The 17,845-nt window shown below is 59.2% G+C and carries 14 protein-coding genes and 1 tRNA gene; 7 read left to right on the top strand and 8 right to left on the bottom strand.

From position 1 onward, the window contains the following. Positions 1–9: 9 nt before the first annotated feature. Positions 10–1,116, top strand: a complete 1,107-nt coding sequence (locus tag ACRRQW_RS15235; protein WP_438482455.1) for an AIR synthase related protein — start codon at positions 10–12, stop codon at positions 1,114–1,116. A gap of 291 nt (positions 1,117–1,407) precedes the next feature. Here the strand turns inward: ACRRQW_RS15235 and ACRRQW_RS15240 are convergent, their stop codons facing one another. Together ACRRQW_RS15240 and ACRRQW_RS15245 are read right to left on the bottom strand one after the other, a co-directional pair. After that, positions 1,408–2,286: a TlpA family protein disulfide reductase gene (locus tag ACRRQW_RS15240; RefSeq protein WP_438482456.1), complete on the bottom strand. Its 879-nt coding sequence runs from the start codon at positions 2,284–2,286 to the stop codon at positions 1,408–1,410. Positions 2,287–2,303: 17 nt separating this feature from the next. Further along, positions 2,304–3,737, bottom strand: a complete 1,434-nt coding sequence (locus tag ACRRQW_RS15245) for a DEAD/DEAH box helicase (RefSeq protein ID WP_438482457.1) — start codon at positions 3,735–3,737, stop codon at positions 2,304–2,306. 97 nt (positions 3,738–3,834) lie between these two features. On the opposite strand from ACRRQW_RS15245, the gene ACRRQW_RS15250 reads away from it, so the two are divergent. Next, positions 3,835–5,679 (top strand): DEAD/DEAH box helicase, encoded by a 1,845-nt coding sequence (locus ACRRQW_RS15250; protein ID WP_438482458.1) that lies wholly within the window; start codon positions 3,835–3,837, stop codon positions 5,677–5,679. 102 nt (positions 5,680–5,781) lie between these two features. Then, complete coding sequence (locus ACRRQW_RS15255) at positions 5,782–6,399, top strand: HNH endonuclease (protein WP_438482459.1); 618 nt, start codon at positions 5,782–5,784, stop codon at positions 6,397–6,399. 124 nt (positions 6,400–6,523) lie between these two features. On the opposite strand, the gene ACRRQW_RS15260 is transcribed toward ACRRQW_RS15255, so the two are convergent. Together ACRRQW_RS15260 and glnD are read right to left on the bottom strand one after the other, a co-directional pair. After that, on the bottom strand, positions 6,524–8,239 hold the full coding sequence (locus ACRRQW_RS15260) for a GAF domain-containing protein (RefSeq protein ID WP_438482460.1): 1,716 nt from the start codon (positions 8,237–8,239) through the stop codon (positions 6,524–6,526). 44 nt (positions 8,240–8,283) lie between these two features. Next, positions 8,284–11,094: a [protein-PII] uridylyltransferase gene (gene glnD / locus ACRRQW_RS15265; protein WP_438482461.1), complete on the bottom strand. Its 2,811-nt coding sequence runs from the start codon at positions 11,092–11,094 to the stop codon at positions 8,284–8,286. A gap of 131 nt (positions 11,095–11,225) precedes the next feature. Here glnD and ACRRQW_RS15270 point away from each other — a divergent pair. Continuing rightward, a tRNA-Gly gene (locus ACRRQW_RS15270) sits at positions 11,226–11,301 on the top strand. Positions 11,302–11,359: 58 nt separating this feature from the next. Beyond that, positions 11,360–12,457 carry a formylglycine-generating enzyme family protein gene (locus tag ACRRQW_RS15275; RefSeq protein ID WP_438482462.1) on the top strand — a complete coding sequence of 366 codons (1,098 nt, stop codon included), beginning with the start codon at positions 11,360–11,362 and terminating at the stop codon, positions 12,455–12,457. A 51-nt stretch (positions 12,458–12,508) separates the two neighbouring features. Here the strand turns inward: ACRRQW_RS15275 and ACRRQW_RS15280 are convergent, their stop codons facing one another. Further along, on the bottom strand, positions 12,509–13,267 hold the full coding sequence (locus tag ACRRQW_RS15280) for a transporter (protein ID WP_438482463.1): 759 nt from the start codon (positions 13,265–13,267) through the stop codon (positions 12,509–12,511). A gap of 111 nt (positions 13,268–13,378) precedes the next feature. Next, positions 13,379–14,284: a hypothetical protein gene (locus ACRRQW_RS15285; protein ID WP_438482464.1), complete on the bottom strand. Its 906-nt coding sequence runs from the start codon at positions 14,282–14,284 to the stop codon at positions 13,379–13,381. Between the two features lie 175 nt (positions 14,285–14,459). Here ACRRQW_RS15285 and ACRRQW_RS15290 point away from each other — a divergent pair, with 175 nt between their 5' ends. After that, positions 14,460–15,170 carry a UDP-N-acetylglucosamine diphosphorylase gene (locus ACRRQW_RS15290; protein WP_438482465.1) on the top strand — a complete coding sequence of 237 codons (711 nt, stop codon included), beginning with the start codon at positions 14,460–14,462 and terminating at the stop codon, positions 15,168–15,170. Positions 15,171–15,292: 122 nt separating this feature from the next. Next, on the top strand, positions 15,293–16,261 hold the full coding sequence (gene trpS / locus ACRRQW_RS15295) for a tryptophan--tRNA ligase (protein ID WP_438482466.1): 969 nt from the start codon (positions 15,293–15,295) through the stop codon (positions 16,259–16,261). Between the two features lie 41 nt (positions 16,262–16,302). Here trpS and ACRRQW_RS15300 read toward each other — a convergent pair whose 3' ends face one another. After that, positions 16,303–16,962: a lysophospholipid acyltransferase family protein gene (locus ACRRQW_RS15300; RefSeq protein ID WP_438482467.1), complete on the bottom strand. Its 660-nt coding sequence runs from the start codon at positions 16,960–16,962 to the stop codon at positions 16,303–16,305. Between the two features lie 113 nt (positions 16,963–17,075). Then, entirely contained in the window at positions 17,076–17,741 is a 666-nt protein-coding gene (gene cmk / locus ACRRQW_RS15305) for a (d)CMP kinase (RefSeq protein ID WP_438482468.1), read from the bottom strand. Positions 17,742–17,845: the final 104 nt, after the last annotated feature.

Genomic DNA, 17,845 nt, shown 5'->3' on the forward strand with positions numbered 1-17,845 from the left:
CATTACCTCATGAGCCTTTCCTACGAATCCTCCGGCGTTAATTACGACCAACTCGACGCGTTTAAGCGCGCCTGCCAACGCGCGGCCAAGACGACTGCGCCGTTGCTCACGAAGCACGGCTACGCCGAGCCGGCTTCGACGCGCGGCGAGAGTTCCTATTTGATGGAAGCGGCGGATCATTTCCTCGCGCACGTCGAGGAAGGTCTCGGCACAAAAAATCTCGTGGCGGACGTCGTGTATGCGCAGACGGGGAAGAATTTTTATCGCGAGATTTCCATCGATACCGTCGCTACGATCGTGAACGACCTGATCACGTGCGGTGCATTGCCCATCTCCGTGGCGATGCACGCCGCCGTCGGCGAGTCCGCGTGGTTTACCGATGCGAAGCGCATGGAAGCGCTCGTCGAAGGGTGGGCGGAAGGCTGTCGTCAAGCGGGTGCGGTCTGGGGCGGTGGTGAAACGCCGACGTTGCGCGGCATCGTGCACCCTGAAGCGATCGTGCTCGCAGGGTCGGCGATCGGTAAGGTTTTCCCGAAATCGCTCCGGATCACCGGCGATGTGAAAGAGGGCGACGCGATCATCTTTCTCGCGAGCTCCGGCGTGCAGACGAACGGACTTTCGCTGTGCCGATTGATTGCGGAAAAACTACCGCAAGGTTACCAGACTCCGATTGGCCATGGGGATGAGCGCACGTATGGCGAAGCACTGCTGGCGCCTTCTGTCATCTATGTCGATTTTGTAGCGCGCTGTCAGCAAGCGGGTGTGAAGCTGAATTACGTTTCGCACGTGACCGGCCACGGCTGGCGCAAGTTGATGCGGCTCGACGAACCGTTCATTTACGAGATCACGACGCCGCGCGAGATTCCGGCGCTGTTTAAATTCATGATGGAAGCCGGCCCGATCACGCTGCGCGAAGCTTACGCGACGTTCAACATGGGCGTCGGTTTTGCCGCTTACATTTCGCAAAGCCAAGTTGAAGCCACGCTCGCCGCGGCAAAAGCCGCCGGCAATGACGCGTGGGTCGCAGGTCGCGTGAAGAAAGAAGGCAGCCGCAAGGCAGTCGTTGTGCCGTCGCTCGGTCTCGAATATTCCGGCGACACGTTGCAGGTGCGTTGAGGCGCCGCGAATGTAGGTCGGGCATAAAGCTCGGCCTACAGAATAGCGGATCGAGGTGGGCGTCGGTCTCCGCCCCGACGCTTCAGTGTCTGCGCACACGCTGTTGCGTTCGCGGCCTGTCGCCGGAGCTGAGACTGGCGCTCACCTTTGTTTCCAAGGTAGGGCTCGATCTCGGAGCGGACCGCGCGTGGCGGGGATCTTTAGCGGCCTGCCCGGAGGTCAGGTCCGACCAATAAAAAAGGGCGGTTAGGGATAACCGCCCCTGCCTTATTTCTATTCCTTCTGGCGCGCTCAGTTCAGCAGCTTCGCGAGTTCTTTTTCGAGGGCGTCGCCGCGGAGGTCTTTGGCGACGATTTTACCTTCTTTATCCAAGAGGAACGTCGAGGGAATGGAGTTGATGCCGTTTTCCTGGGCGATCTTGCCATTCTCGTCGAGGTGGTGCGTCCACGGCATTTTGTTTTTCGCGAGGAAATCGTCGAGCTTGCTGCGTTCGCGGTCGAGGCTTAGGCCGATGATTTCAAATCCCTTGGCGTGGTATTTTTCGTAGGCGGCCTGAACGTGAGGCAACTCGGCTACGCACGGGCCGCACCAGGTGGCCCAAAAGTCGATGAGCACGACTTTACCTTTAAAGGCATCGAGCGAAAATTCTTTGCCGGCGAGATCGGTCGCGGTGAAATTAGCGAACGGTTTGCCGACGGCGAGGACGTTGGCGGAGGCGATTTGTTTTTCCACGGCGTCGATGATGCTATCCAGATTCTTGCCGACCTCGGTGTTCGGGAAATCCGCTTTGACGCTTTTTAAGATCACGAGGGCTTTATCCCCTTCGTCGAACACCTCGAGATAAAGGCGGGCCTTCATCAGGTGAATCGAAGCGACGTCGTCGGTCTTCTCGGCGGAATACTTGGCGAGCAGCGCGTCGAATTCTTTAATTTCCTCCGTGAGCGCGGCCTCGGTCGGCTGCTCTTTCAAGCTCTCGAGTTTCGCGGAGATTTTTGCGAAGAGGACTTTGAATTCCGTGATGACGGCGCTCTCGACTGGCGCGGGAGCCGCAGCGGGCATCGGGGCAGCAGTGGGCACTTCCGGTGTCGTCTTGGTTTGGGCACCGGCAAATGGCGCGAGAACGAAAGCCGCAGCAAGCGCTGCGGCGAAAAGGCGTTTGAAGTTAATCATGAGGCGAGGTGGGACTCTTAACGACGGTTCCAAGTTCCGCGGGAAAGACCGCCGAACTTACGAGGCGCAGGCTGCGCGCCACCTTGACCGCCCTGGCCACCTTGTGGGCCGGCGGGACGGTTGCCGGGCTGACCTTGACCTTGCGAGCGAGGGGCCGGGCCGTTGTCGCGGCGCGAATCCTGACCGCGCCCGCCACCGCCGCCCTGGCCACCTTGACGTTGTTGGCCGCCGCCGGAGCGCTGGCCGCCTTGATGTCCACCGCGTTGGCCGTGGCCGCCTTGGTGTTGCGGGTAGCCACCGGCAGGCATCGGAGGACGCACAGGTTGGCGTGAATAGTCGAAACCTTCGAGCTGAAGTTGCGGCACGCGCTGGCCGATGAAGCGCTCGATGGCGCGGATATCGTCGGCCTGATCGGGCGTCGTGAGCGTGAACGCATCGCCGACGGCGGCGGCGCGGCCAGTGCGACCGATGCGATGGACGTAATCTTCCGGATTCGCGGGAATGTCGTAGTTAATGACGTGCGAAACGCCCGCGACGTCGATGCCGCGTGCGGCGATGTCGGTGGCGACCATCACTTCATATTTACCGGATTTGAAGCCTTCGAGGGCTTCGACGCGTTGCGACTGTGAGCGATTGGCGTGAAGGACGGCGACGGAATGGTTCGCGGCCTTGAGTTTGCGGGCGATCTTGTCGGCGCCGTGTTTGGTGCGCGAGAAGACGAGACAGCTGTGGAAATCGGTTTTTTCAAGCAGCGCGACGAGGAGGTCGAACTTGAGGCCGGCGGACACGGGATAAAACGCGTGCGTGACGGATTTGTTAACGGTGCGGGAAACACCGATCTCGATGCGGGTAGGATTGCGTAGGGCAAACGACGCGATGGCGTCGATCTCTGGCGGAATCGTGGCGGAGAAAAACAGCGTCTGGCGCTCTTTCGGGCACATCGCGATGATCTTTTTCACGTCTTTGACGAAGCCCATGTCGAGCATGCGGTCGACTTCGTCGAGGATAAGGATCTTAAGGTTGTCGAGGCGGAGGGTCTTCTCGTTGAGGAAGTCCATGAGGCGACCGGGCGTCGCGATGACGATGTCGGTGCCGGCTTGGATTTCGCTGCGCTGGCGACCGTAGCCGACGCCGCCATGGACGACGGTAGCGCGGATGTCGGTGAAGCGGCCGAAATCGCGGAAGGCGGTCTCGACTTGGGCGGCGAGTTCGCGGGTGGGCTCAAGGATAAGGACGCGCGGGCCACGGGGCTCGTGTTTGCCGAGGCGGGCGAGGGTGGGAAGAGCGAACGCGGCAGTCTTGCCGGTGCCGGTTTGGGCCGACCCGATGAGGTCGCCGCCGCCGAGCACGACAGGGATGGCGCGCAACTGGATGGGCGTCGGTTCGGCGTAGCCCATGGCTTTCACACCGTTGATCAGGGAGGGCGGCAGCCCGAGTTTGGCAAATGGCATAAGGGTCATTAACCGTCAAAACGCACGTTAAAGCGAGGGGAATTTCCGAGTGAGGATTAAGGTTCTCTTTCCCAAATCTGCACGCACAGTGGGGCGCATGGAAAAACGTCCGTTCAGTGAACTCGGCTTGTCGCCGGAAATTTTGAAAGCCGTGGATAAGATGGGTTTCGAGGAAGCCTCGCCCATCCAAACTGCGGTGATTCCGTTCGGTCTGGCGGGCCGTGATCTCGTGGGCCAGTCGGCCACTGGCTCGGGCAAGACGGCGGCGTTTGCGATTCCGGCGATTGAGCGAGTCGATACGCACCTCAAAAAAGTCCAGGTGCTCGTGCTCTGCCCGACGCGCGAACTCGCGGTGCAAGTGGCGGAAGAATTCGGCAAGCTGGCGTTTTTCAAGAAGGGCCTGATGGAAGTGCCGATTTACGGCGGCCAAAGCTACGAGCGCCAATTCCGCGCACTCGACGCGGGCGCGCAAGTCGTCATCGGCACGCCGGGTCGCGTGATGGATCACATGGAGCGCGGCTCGTTACGTCTCGATGCGCTCAAGATGATCGTGCTCGATGAGGCTGACCGCATGCTCGACATGGGCTTCCGTGAGGACATCGAACACATTTTGAAATCGGTGCCGGCGGAGCGCCAGTGCTTGTTTTTCTCGGCGACGATGCCGCGCGTGATTCAAGAACTGATCAAGAAGTTCACGCGCAATCCAGAGTGGGTGCGCATCGAGGCGTCCGCGCAGAACGCGCCGCAGGTTGAACAGATTTACTACGAAGTGGATCGTCGTTCGAAAATCGAAGTGCTCACCCGGCTCATCGATCTGCATGATTTCCGCTTCGGGATTATTTTCTGCTCCACGAAAATCATGGTCGATGAACTCGACGAGCATCTGCACGCGCGCGGTTACGCGGTGGATCGTTTGCATGGCGACATTACGCAAGCCACACGCACGCGCGTGATGGACAAGTTCCGCCGCCGTGGTTTCGAATTTCTCATCGCGACTGATGTCGCGGCGCGCGGTCTCGACGTCGACGATCTCGAAGTGGTGTTTAATTTCGATTTGCCGAACGACGCTGAGGATTACACGCACCGCATCGGCCGCACGGGTCGCGCGGGACGCAAGGGCAAGGCGTTCACCTTCGTGTCGGGCCGCGAGCTCTACAAACTGCAGAACATGGTGCATTACGGTCGGATCAAAATCCGTCGTGAACGCGTGCCGTCACTCGATGAAGTCGAGCAGGCCAAGGGCAATGTGTTCGTGGAGAAATTGCGCACGACGCTCGAAGAAAAGAAATTCAAGCCGCAGGATCAGGTGCTGGATCGCCTGATGGAGCAGGGCCACACGAGCACGGATATCGCTTCCGCGCTCATCTACATGATGCAAAGCGACGCGGCGGCGGAGTCGCCAAAATCGCCCGCGAAGAAAATCGGTGGCGCATCCACCGCGGCACCAGCGGCCCCGACTGCCGGGCCCGTTCGTTCTGAGTTTCCGGCGCCGGCTCCAATTAAGGCTGCGGCCGCGCCCAAACCGTCGGCATTTCCCGCAACCGCGAAACCCGCTGCGTCGACCGCGCCAGCCTACATCGCGCCGGAACGTGAATACGTTCCCGAGAAACGCGCGCCGCGTGAACCCGCTCCGTCGGGCGACAAGTTCGCCGCGCAAAAACGCACTTACGAACGCAAGGCGCGCACCGGTCGCGAACCGGGGTTCTCCACGGTGTCGTTCAACGTCGGTCGCGCGCACCTCGTGACGCCGGCTGATTTGGTCGGCAAGATTGCGGGCGTCACGCGTCTGCCGGCAAATATCGTCGGCGCGATTGATATCCACGAAGACCAGACGCACGTCGATGTGTTGAGCGAACACGCTGAGCTTGTCGTGACGAAACTCGCGGGCATTCGCATCAAAAACCAATCGTTGAAACCGTCGATCGTTCCGCCAAGCGCGTGATGGCTGTCGTCGATTTTTCGGCAGACGGGTTGTGTCACACAGATATCACAGCCCGTCGCTTGACAGGGGTTTAGCGCGCCCGTATCCCAAAGCCCGTTGCTCATGGAAGTCGCTCTCGACCAACCGGTGCTCGTTTTAAACCGCCTCTGGCAGGCAGTAAACGTCATCGGCGCCCGACGGGCGTTTGCGCTGCTGGCGCGCGAGCAGGCGCAGGTTGTCCACCAAACTGAGGACGCGTTTCGCACTTACTCGTTGATGGATTGGATCGATTTCTCGGTCTTCAACCCGCCAATCGATGCGTTGGAAACGGTGCGCACGATCAATCGCAACATCCGGTTGCCGCGCGTGATTCTGCTGACGTTTTTCGACAGGCTGCCTTGCAAGGAGCTGAAGCTGACGCGGAACAATGTCTTCGAACGCGACGGCGACAAATGCCAGTATTGCGGCCAGGTGTTCGAGCGCGAGGCGTTGAATCTCGATCACGTGATCCCGCGTCACTATGGCGGCAAGACCACGTGGGAAAATATCGTGTGTTCGTGCATCAAATGTAATTCCCGCAAAGCGAACCGCCTGCCGCACGAAGCCCACATGCGCCTTATCCGTAAACCCGTGCGACCGAAGTGGCGCCCGGTCATCTCGCTCGTGCTCGGCAATCACAACCACGAGAAGTGGAAGGATTTCCTCGACGTCGCGTATTGGAACGTGGAGTTGGAAGAGTGATGGGGTCTCACGTGTAGGTTGCTCGCTCGCGGGCAATTTGGCGCGATAGCGAGCCACCTCTTGCTTAGCTGATGGCCCCGCCTCCAAAAAAGAGATTTTAGGAGAGGTCGAAAGCGCTACAGGCTCAACTAATCAGCGGCAGCGTGACGCGCATCGTCGTGCCGCGTGGGCCGGTGTTTGCCAGCGTCAGTTCACCGTGATGGTCTTTCATGATGCGTTTCGCGATGGCGAGGCCGAGGCCGGTGCCGTCGGCGCGGCCGGAAAGAAATGACTCGAAAATGCGCGGCTGAATTGCCTCCGGAATGCCACCGCCGGTGTCGGTGAAATCCACATGCACGCTGCGTCCGATGGTGGTTTTTTCGTCGGTGAGACTAATCGTGATCTCGCCGCCGTGAGGCATCGCTTGCAGCGCATTAATGGCGAGGTTGAGGAAAACTTGTTGAAGCTGGCCTTTATTCGCGTCGACCAGGAGCGGACGAGTGGGAGGTGTGAAGTGGAGTTGCACGTTGGCTTGAGCGAGCTTGGCTCGCAAAAGCACGAGGGTGTCGTCGAGGATTTCGGCGAGCGACCAGCGCGAGTGCATGGCGTTGGGCGTGCGGCCAAAAGAAAGCACACGGGAAACGATTTCTTCGAGTTGCTCGATTTTCTCGGTGATAACCTGCAAGTCGCGCAAGCGCGGATCTTCGGCTGAAAAATCTACGCCTAGCGTGCCGTGGAGTAGTTTGATGACGAGGAGTGGATTGCGGATTTCGTGCGCAATCTCTGCGGCAAGCATGCCGAGCGTGGTCAGCGTTTCGTTTTTGCGGAGCACTTCCTCGGAGTGAAAAACGCGAGCATAGAGGCGGGCGTTTTGCAGCGAGACGGCGGCGAAACTCGCGAGCGCGGCGAAGAGGCGTTTTTCGTTGTTACTAAAACGGTGCGGAGTGTCGTAGAAGACTGACAGCACGCCGGAGGGGACGCCTTCGAGAATGATGGGTGCGGCGAGCGCCGAGCAGAGCGTGCGATCGTTCGGCAGGTCGGCGGCTTCGCTAAAACCGGGATCGTTGATGTTTTGAAATTCGGTGGATTTTCCCGAGCGGATTACCGACGCGAGCAGCGAAGAATCGGCGGGGACGGTTTGCTGGTGCAGCGAGAGTTCGGCGGTGGCGGCATCGCCCGCCGTCGACCACGCGTGCAGGCGGAGTTCGCGGCGCGTGTTGTCGTAATCGTGGAGGAGGCAGAGCTTGGCGTTAAAGAGGGCGCGGCCGCTGTGCGTGAGCGTCGAGAGGAGTTCTTCGGGCGCGAGCTGGGTGACGAGCGCGTGGCCGAGTTCGACGAGCGTGGTGAGCTGCGTGGAGTTGGCGCGGAGGCGTTCGAGTTGCCAGAGACGGTGGAGCACTGAGCCGGCTTCCTCGGCATAGCGCGCGAGACGCTGCAGCGCGGCTTGGTCGAAGGCTGCGACGCGGTCGGCGTCGAGATTGATGACGCCAATCGTGCGGCCTTCGACGATGAGCGGCGCGGCCATTTCGCAACGGACGCCTTGGCGGGCGGAAATATAACGCGGTTCGGCGGCGACGTTGGCGACGAGAAATGCTTTTCCGTGCAACGCGACCCAGCCAGTCACGCCTTGGCCGGGACGCAGCGCGAATTCGCCGATCTCGGAAGGCAGGCCTTGTTTGGCGTAGATTTCGAGGCGGCCGCTTTCGGCACTGAGGAGCGCGAGCGAACCGCTGTCAGCGGGAAATGCGGCCATGATGGCGGCGAGAATTTCGTTTTGCGCGACGGTCGCGTCGCTCGCACGCGTCGCCAAGGCGGCGATGCGGTAGAGCACGGTTAAATCACTCGTCTCGTCCGAAGTCATTCGCGCGAAGCTGAACAGGATTGCGCGAGCTTGGGGAGAGAAATTTAAACCGCGGCTTTGGTCTCGACGGCGACCGGCGTGATGACTGCGCGCAGCGCGTCACGCAAAGTTTCCAAGCGTGCGAGATCGGGCTTCTCTTCCGGGTTGTGCGGCTCGATGTAGAACGTGTCGATGGCGATGCTACGCTCGGTGTTGATGCGGGCGAACGTCGTGTCGAAGCCGTGATCGGAAATTGATTTCACCAAACGATAGAGCAGACCGATCTGATCGTGCGCCTGCACTTCCACGATGGTGCGATTCAGGGAAATCTCGTGATACACTTCGACAGTCGGCGGGAACGTTGCGGGCAATTCCTGGCTTTGCGTGGTGTAGCGGGTGGCGGCGGCGTATTTTTTCGCCTGTGCCGTGATTTCTGGAAGGAGATCTTTGCTGCTCACGAGCGCGTCTTCGACGGTGCGCGCGAACGTCTCCATGGCTTTCTGATTCTGCACGACGCCGCGGCCGGGTTCGACGATGTGGAACGTGTCGATCGCGATGTGATCGGTGCGTGTGGTTATTTTAGCTGAGAGAATGTTGAGGCCCGCGACGCTGAACGCGCCGGCGAGTTTGTAGAAGAGGCCCGCGCGATCCCATGTGACCACGTGCACGGTGGTGTAACTGCGGTTGATGTCGTCCTTCCACTCGATGACCGGTTTGAGCGAGCCGAGCGATTCCGCGTTCGAAATCGAACGCAGGAGACGGTTCACCATTTGAATGTGCAGCGTGATTTCCGGAGCGTCGGTCTGAATGAAATAACGCTCGGGCAGCAGATTGAAATGCGCGCTGATTTCGTCGGCGCTGATGCCGGGAATGGTTTGGGCGATGAGATTCTGGCGGGTCATTTCCTTGATTTCGCGAAGTCGGGTTTCAACTTTTTCACCAAGGGTCAGGCGTTCGAGCGTGGTGTCGAACAGGCGGCGATGGAGTGAATCCTTGTAGCCATTCCAAAGGCCCGCTGACGTGCCGTTGGCGTCGCAATACGTGTGGACGTAGAGGTAGCGGAGACGGTCAGGGTCTCCAATAATTTCGGCGAAGGCTGCGGATGTTTGGGGGTCATCGAGATCGTGCTTCTGCCAGAACCGTGCCATAACCAGATGATTTTTGATGATAAAATTCACCGTCTCACGCTGGTCGGCATCGACTTGCAGGCGTTGCAAAACCGAGCGCGCGATCACGACGCCGGATTCGGCGTGGCCTTGGATTCCCTCGCTCTTGCCGATGTCATGGAGGAGCAAAATTAAATAGAGCAGCGCGGGCGCGGCGGTCTTGTGGAGTTCGTCGCGATAATTTTCCGCACTGGAGCCGGTCGGTGTAAAAATTTTGTCCAATTCCTTGATCGCACTCAGCGTGTGAATGTCCGCCGTGTAGCGGTGGTAATACTCGTGCTGGACGAGACACGTGAGCGGTTTGAACTCCGGCACGAAACGGCCGAGCACGCCGAGTTCGTGCATCAAGGAAAGCGCCGGATAAACCTGACCGGACTCTTCGAGCATCGTGCGAAACGCGAGGTTGGCGTCTACGGACTCGATGACTTTTTTGTTGATGAGATTGAGGGAACCGCGAATGAGCGCAGCGAGATCAACGTCGGGCGCGCAGCCGAGTTGTTGGCAGTGGCGGAAAACGCGGATAAGGCGGACGGGATCTTCTTTAAAAACGGTGGGAGTTTCCGCGGCCAGTTCGCGCCCGCGAAGAATAAAGCCATCGATGCGTTTCGTGCGTTCGGAGCGGCGCGCGAGCAGGATGTTTTTTAGCGAGCCGACAATACCCGGGCCCGCCGCGATGGTGAGGGCGAGGCGTTGCTCGATAATTTTCGAGATGCTGAAGATCGCCTGCACGTGGCGGTAGTAATCGTGCATGAACGCCTCGACGCGTTCGAGCAGCACTTCCTGTTTATAGCCGAGATTGGCGGCAAGCCGCGGCTGGATCTCGAGATTGAGCACATCCGTCGGATGCTTGCTCATGTAGTGCAGCTCGTTCCGCACGCGGAGCAGAAAATGATACGCGCGTTGGAAATCGCGGAGCTCGTTTGCATGCAGATAATTTTGCTGCACGAGCTCTTTCAGCTCCGTGATACCGAGACGCACGCGCGCCATCCATAGAGCGTTTTGATAATCGCGCAGCGCGCCGACGCCGTTTTTGATGTCCGGCTCCTGCATGTAAACGGTGTCGCCATGCTGCGCGCGGCGCGAACCTTGGTCGGAGAGGCGGGCGGAGATGTAGGCCTTGGGCTCGTCGGTCAGGTAATGTTTCCGGTAAGTCTCCGCAAAATTTTCGTAGAGCGTCTGTGAGCCCGCGATGAGACGCGATTCGAGCAGCGAGGTTTTGGTGCGGATATCGCGGCCCGCTTCGCTGAACACTTCCGCGAGCGTGCGGGTGGAGTGGCCGATTTTTAATTTCAGATCCCAGAGCGGATAGAGGATTTCGTTCGAGAGGTGCTCCTGAAACTTGGCGATGTTCGGGTTCTTCGCGTTCGTCGTGGAAGGATAAAGAAACATCACGTCCACGTCGCTCAACGGGCTGAGTTCGCTGCGGCCGTAGCCGCCGAGAGCGATCAAGCAGACAGGCGAGGGTGGTTCGCCGTGCTGCTGACGCCATGATTCGAGGGCATTGTTAAACAGCGGTTGGAGCAGCCGATCCATGCGCAAAGCGAGGGCTTGGGCGATTTTTTGGCCCGGCTCGCCAGCCTCGTGCTTCTTCTGGATGCGGTCGGCCTCGGCTTGCAGGTAGGCTTTACACGCGGCGAGACGCTCGGCGGAAGTGCTTTCGTGGGAGAAAGCTGGGCGGTTGGGAGCAGGTTTCGCTTTCCGGACGGTCATGGGTGCGCGTAACATCAACAGCGCAGTTCTGTCGGGGGAAGCTGTAAATGCCCCAAAATCCAAGGAACGACAAAACCGTAAAAATTCTGGTTGACGGACAAAACATGCCCAGAATACTCCGCCTCTCCCACGCGGGAGTAGCTCAGTTGGTAGAGCACCACCTTGCCAAGGTGGACGTCGAGAGTTCGAGTCTCTTCTCCCGCTCCATTTTCAGAACCCCTTGAGAAATCAAGGGGTTCTGTGTTTTAGGACTTCCCCGGTCGCCATGACGCGTAAAGTTGCCGCCTTACTTATCTCAATCGTGCTAGGGGCGATCATCGGCTGGACTGGGGTTCACAAATATCTGGCCGCGCAAAACCCGGCCAGTTTAACCGCTGCCAAGACTTTGGCCGACGCGCCTGCGGGCATGGTGTGGATTCCTAACGGCGAATTTTCCATGGGCACGACTGATCCGACGCGTGAAATTTGCGGCGGGCCCGACACCATGGACGATGCACGACCCATTCATCGGGTGCGGGTGAATGGGTTTTGGATGGATGCGACCGAGGTGACTAACGAGCAGTTTGCCATTTTCGTGAAAGCGACGGGCTACGTAACCTTTTCCGAACGTAAACCGCGCTCCGAAGATTATCCGGGGGTGCCGTTGGACAAACTCGTCGCGGGCTCCGTGGTGTTCACGCCGCCCAATCAGCCTGTGGCGCTCACCAATGCGCTGGCCTGGTGGAGCTACGTGCCTGGGGCGGATTGGCGACACCCCGAAGGCCCGGCGAGCGATCTGCAGGGCCGCGAAAAACATCCCGTGGTGCACATCGCTTACGAAGACGCCGAAGCCTACGCGAAATGGGCGGGCAAACGTCTCCCGACCGAAGCCGAATGGGAATACGCGGCACGCGGTGGCCGCGACGGTGAGCGCTACACGTGGGGTAACGAGCTTCAGCCCGGCGGTCGCTGGATGGCGAATATCTGGGAGGGCGCGTTTCCCCACGAGAATACCCAGGCTGACGGTTTCGCGAGCAGTTCTCCCGTGCGCCACTACGACGCCAACCCCTACGGGCTCTACGATATGGCGGGTAATGTCTGGGAATGGTGCAGCGATTGGTATCGTCCTGACGCTTACCAAATTCAAATCGCGGACGTGAAAGAAGGTAGTGTGCAAAACCCGCGCGGCCCGGCGCGCGAAACGAGTTTCGATCCGCAAGAACCTGGTGTGCCGAAACGCGTGCAACGCGGCGGCTCGTTCCTTTGCACGGATCAATATTGCACACGCTACATGGTAGGGTCGCGTGGCAAGGGTGCGCCCGATACGGGCAGCAATCACGTCGGGTTTCGTTGCGTGCGCGACGCGGTTTCGCCCTCGAAATAAAAAAGCCCGGCGCAGTGGCCGGGCTTTGGGAGTGAAGACTGCGAAGATTTCTTAGAATGAGAAGATCACCGAACCACCGAAGCTATGGTTGGGGCTGGCGTCTGTGAAACCGGCGAGAGCGTAAATGCTGCCGCTCCAGCGATCACTGAATTTGCGGAACGCGAACGCGGAGACTTCGCTTGAAGCATCGCCGCCGGCGACGATTTCTTCGCGCCATTCATACGCGGCGCCGATACTGGTTCCTTCTGCTACGCGGAATGCTACCCCGCCGGACGCAAAGACCCCGTCTTCGAGTTGGTAAAGCGGCGAACTGCCCATCCAACGATAGCCGAGACTGACGAACGGCGTCACGCTGCCATAGCTACGCAGCACGTCGACTTGCGTGTAATAATCGGTGCCACCGGTGCTGAGGCCGCGATCTTCATCGCCCGTGTGGAATTTCACGCGACCGCTCAAATTAACGATGAACGAATCCGGCGCGGTGAATAGTTTATAAGTGAGGCCGAGGGTGCTGTCGCCGATGCCGGATTCTTCGCCGCTGGTCGGGCGCCCGCCGACGCCAGGAACGACCGCCGGGCCTTTGACCGAGACCCAGGGCACCGTGGCTCGCAGGCTCCAGTTGGCGGCGTCGTAAACGAGTGAAACCGGCGCGGAATAGACTTCGGTGTCGGCGTTAAGGCCATAGTCGCCTTCGCTGTAGCCGAAACCGGTTTCAATTTTCCACGCGTAGGTGGTGGGAGTGACTTGGGCGGTGAGTGAGCCGAGGCTGACCAGCGCCAGCAGTGCGATCAGGGAGGAACGAGTTTGCATGGTGAAAAAAATACGGATGCGAAAAATTAACAGGTGGGTGTGAGGATCAGGTTCAGAAAAACCCCGGTAGCGTTTCCGCTACCGGGGTCGTTAAGCTTTCAGAACTGGAGCTTAGTTGCGTGCGTTCGCGCTAGCTTGGGTGGCAACTTCAGCGCTCGCGGCGGCTTCGACATAAGCTTGGTAGCTGTTGGCGAGGCGTTCACGGGCTTGGTTGGCGCGTTCACCCGTGGCGCTTTGGAACGCTGCGAGATCCGTGCGGACTTGCGCTTCGCGCGAGCGGGCTTCGGTCACCGCGCGAGTGGCGGCAGTTTGAGCGCGGCCTTGCAGAGCGGCGGCGCGGTCTTGGAGACCATTGACCGCCTGACGGCTCGCATCGACGCGGGTTTGGACTTCCGTAGAAATCGTGCCGCGCGCGCTGGATTCCGTGGAGCGGATGCGGCTCACGATGTCAGCCGAACTCAGCGAAGCCGAAATGGTCTGAGAACCTGCGCCGGAAAGGGCGTTGTTACCGACGCGGCCGTTGAGGGTCGAGTCAGTGGTCGAATTGACACCCGCACGCACGTCATCGCGATTAGCTCCGACGGTGGTGGAAGTGGCATTGTTCACGGTCGCACCCACTCCTGCACGCGTGCCATTGACAGCGCCGCTTGCGGAGTTTTGAGCGGCGGTGCCGACATTGGCGGAAGCATTGGCGGCGGTGTTACCGGCGGCATTGGCCGCAGCGCCGACTTGCGATCCGACCTGTGACGCCGTGGCGCCCACTTGAGATCCGACCTGCGCGGCCGTCGCGCCGACTTGCGAGCCGACTTGGGCTGCGGTGCTTTGAGCCGCTTGGGTGGCGGCTTGAGAAGTGTTTGCAGCGGCGTTAGCAGCAGCATTGGCGTTAAGGGCAGCGACGCCGTTAACTGTGGAGTTGACGGTGCTATTTACCGCGCCGGTCACTTGGGCGAAGCCAAACGGGGCGAGGGTAGCAGCAGCGACCACGAGGGCCGCGAGGGAGCGTTGGTAGTTTTTCATAGGATAGATTTTTTGGAGGGTTGAGTTGTATGCTGTTCGTTGCGGGGTGTTCGACGCCGAGTCGTGAGTTAAGTGCCGGCGGTGCTCTCGGTTAAAAGGGTAGGGTTTTATCCGATAAATTGGGGATGAATGCGGTTTCGGCTGCGGCGCGGAAAGTAAGAAACCGCTGTTCCTCATGGAAATTTTTGTTATTCCGATGCTTGTGAAAGCCTCTGATTTTTTTGCCCTGCCAGCATCGCTCAGCCAGTTCGCGCAATTTTTCCCCGCGGACGTGCCGCCGTGGGATTGGCTGAAGAAAATCGGTGCGGCCTTGGGCGCGGCGCAGTTCCCTGTTAACGAAATCGCGATTCCGTCGGGCGTGCGCATTGAGGGCAGCGTGTGGATTCACCCGAGCGTGAAACTGCCCGCCTACGCGACGATTATCGGCCCGGCTTACATTGGCGCGAAAACCGAGATTCGTCCGGGCGCGTTTATTCGTGGCAACGTGATCATCGGCGAAGGATGTGTGATTGGAAATTCGTGCGAATTTAAAAACTGCCTGCTGCTCGATGGCGTGCAGGTGCCGCACTTTAATTACGTGGGCGATTCTGTGCTCGGAAATAAAGCGCACCTCGGTGCGGGTGTGATTTGTTCGAACCTGCGTCTCGATCAAGGCGAAGTGACCGTGCGGCTCGTGGACGGCACAGTGACCGGCACAGGGCTGCGGAAATTTGGCGCGATTCTGGGCGACAAGGCCGAGGTCGGTTGTAACGCCGTGCTCAATCCTGGCGCCGTGCTCGGACCGCGCGCGCTGGTGATGCCTTGCACGGCGTTCACGGGATATTTGCCGGCCGCCACCATTGCGCGGAATCGGCAAACGATCACCACGATTGCGCGGCGGGATTAAACCGCCGTTCAAAAAAATCTTTCTCGTTCTCTGGCTCTTTCTCGTTCTCTCTGGTCGACCGCTTTTAAGCATTTTCGAGCGCTAGTAAGCGAACGAAGAACGAGAACGATCCACCATCTATCATGCCACGCATCCTCACGGGTATCACGCCTTCCGGCACGCTTCACATCGGCAATTATTTCGGCGCGATGCGTCCGGCCATCGAATTGCAGGCGGGCGGTGACGCTTACTATTTTATCGCGGATTATCATTCGATGACCGCGCTGACCGATGCGAAGGAACGTCTCGCCTACACGCGCGGCATCGCACTCGACTGGCTGGCCTGCGGCCTCGATCCGGCCAAATCCGTTTTCTGGCGCCAGAGTGACGTCCCCGAAGTCTGCGAACTCATGTGGCTGATCGGTTCGCTCACCCCGATGGGTTTGCTGGAGCGCGCCCACAGCTACAAAGACAAGACCGCGAAAGGCATTTCGCCGAACTTCGGCCTGTTTGCGTATCCGGTGTTAATGGCGGCGGATATCTTGCTGTTCGACACCAACGTCGTGCCGGTCGGCAAAGACCAGAAGCAACACCTCGAAATGACGCGCGATATCGCGATCAAGTTTAACCAGACTTACGGCGACACGTTCGTCGTCCCCGAGGAAAAAATTGCCGAAGACGTCGCGGTCATCCCCGGACTCGACGGGCAAAAAATGTCGAAGAGTTACGGCAACACCGTGGAAATTTTCGGCGACGAAAAAGCACTGCGCAAAAAAATCATGGGCATCGTGATGGATTCGCGCACGCCCGCTGAGCCGAAGCCCGACGCAGAGAAGAATCTCGCGATCCAATTGCTCAAGCACGTCGCGCCGGCGGACGTTTCCGCTGATCTCGAAGCGCGCCTGCGCGCGGGTGGCCTCGGTTACGGCGACCTGAAAAAAGCTCTTTTCGAGCATTACTGGAATTATTTCGCACCCTACCGTGCGAAACGCGCCGAACTCGCGGCCAATTTCGATTACGTCGACAAAGTCCTCCGCGACGGCGCCGAACGCGCCCGCGCGGTGGCGACAAATGTCATGTCTCGCGCCCGCAAAAACTGCGGGCTGCGCTGATTTCGTTGGATGAATCAATCGGGGCGTAAAGCCCCCTGCTTTTAAATCACCGCGTAGCGTGGCTCAGGCAGCGCGGCGATGCGTTCCATAATACGTTGCGCGGCGATGTCGTAGCGGGCTTTGCCGGCTTTCGGATCATCGTAATCGCTCGCGGGAATGGGCGGACCAAACACGATCGAGATTGGCGTGCCGAGCTTGGGGATTTTCCGGCCTTTGCTGAAGGCTTCGAAGGAACCGTAAACACGGCAGGGCACGACGGGCACGCCGGTTTTGCACGCCATCAAGCCGACGCCTGCCTTGGCTTTTTGCAGCTGGCCGTCAGGTGACCGCGTGCCTTCGGGGAACAAGACGACTGCACGATCTTCCTTGAGCGCTTGGAGCACGCGTTTGATGGCGCCGATATCGCCGCTGTCGCGCTCCACGGGAATGGTTTCCACTTTGTCGAGCCACCAGGATGTAATGCGGCTATTCCAAAGGCTCTTGCGCGCGAAGAAACGCATTTGGCGCGCTACTTGTGAGCCTACGACGGGCGGATCGAGGTGGCTGGCGTGATTCGAGGCGATCAGGAAAGGGCCTGCGGCGGGAAAATTTTCCAAGCCGACCACTTCACCGCGAAACCACATGCCGTGAATCGTCCGCGCCAGATAATGAAAGAAGCTGTAGAACGGCGTCTGCTTCAGCTGGTCGGGTGTGTTGGGCATGGCGATCGCGAAAGATTTAGAATCTGGAACTCACGAAATCAGGATTAAGAACAAGTCAGTTTACGGATTGATTGATCTCGTTTCCTGATTTCCTGAGTTCCAGATAAATAATATCAAGGCAGCTTTGGCGCGATTAGCGCCGACATTTTTTCCACGACTTGGTCGAGCGAGATGAAGGTCGAATCAATATCGATCGCCCCTTGCGGCACGACGAGGGGTGCAGCTTTGCGTGACGAGTCGAGACGATCGCGTTCTGCGATGGAATCTTGACCGCCTTCGGCAGCGCGGCGTTTGGCGCGCTCGGCGGGATCGGCGTGAAGGAAGAAACGGAAATCCGCGTTGGGAAAAATGACCGAGCCGATATCGCGGCCCTCCATCACCAGGCCGCGAAAATTATGCTGTTTTGCCACGTTTACCTGGTCGCGTTGATAGGCGAGCAGGGTGTGACGCACTTCGGGGATCGCGGCGTAGTGAGAGACGTGGGAGTTCACGTCCTGGCTGCGGATTTCCTGGCCGGCGGGCTGACCGCCAATGAGCATTTGGGCGGAGCGACCGTTAAGTTGCGTGCCGAACTTCAAGTCGGCGAGTGCGGCGTTGAGCGCAGTGGCGTCAGTGTGCGCCACGCCACGACGGAGGAGTTCGTAAGTGATGTGCCGGTAGAACGACCCGGTGTCCACGTGCAGCAGATTAAATTTCTCAGCCAGAATTTTGGACGAGGACGATTTTCCGGAGGCGGCGCCGCCGTCAATCGCGATGATAATGAAAGGGGAAGCAGGCATGAGAATTCGTTTTGAATCGGGATCTCAGGAAATCAGGAATACAACAATTCGGTGAATGAGCGTCGGTTTTTCCTGATTTCCTGAGTTCCAGATTGATCGAAAGA

This window comes from Oleiharenicola lentus (assembly GCF_051660365.1).
Classification (GTDB): Bacteria; Verrucomicrobiota; Verrucomicrobiia; order Opitutales; family Opitutaceae; genus Lacunisphaera; species Lacunisphaera lenta_A.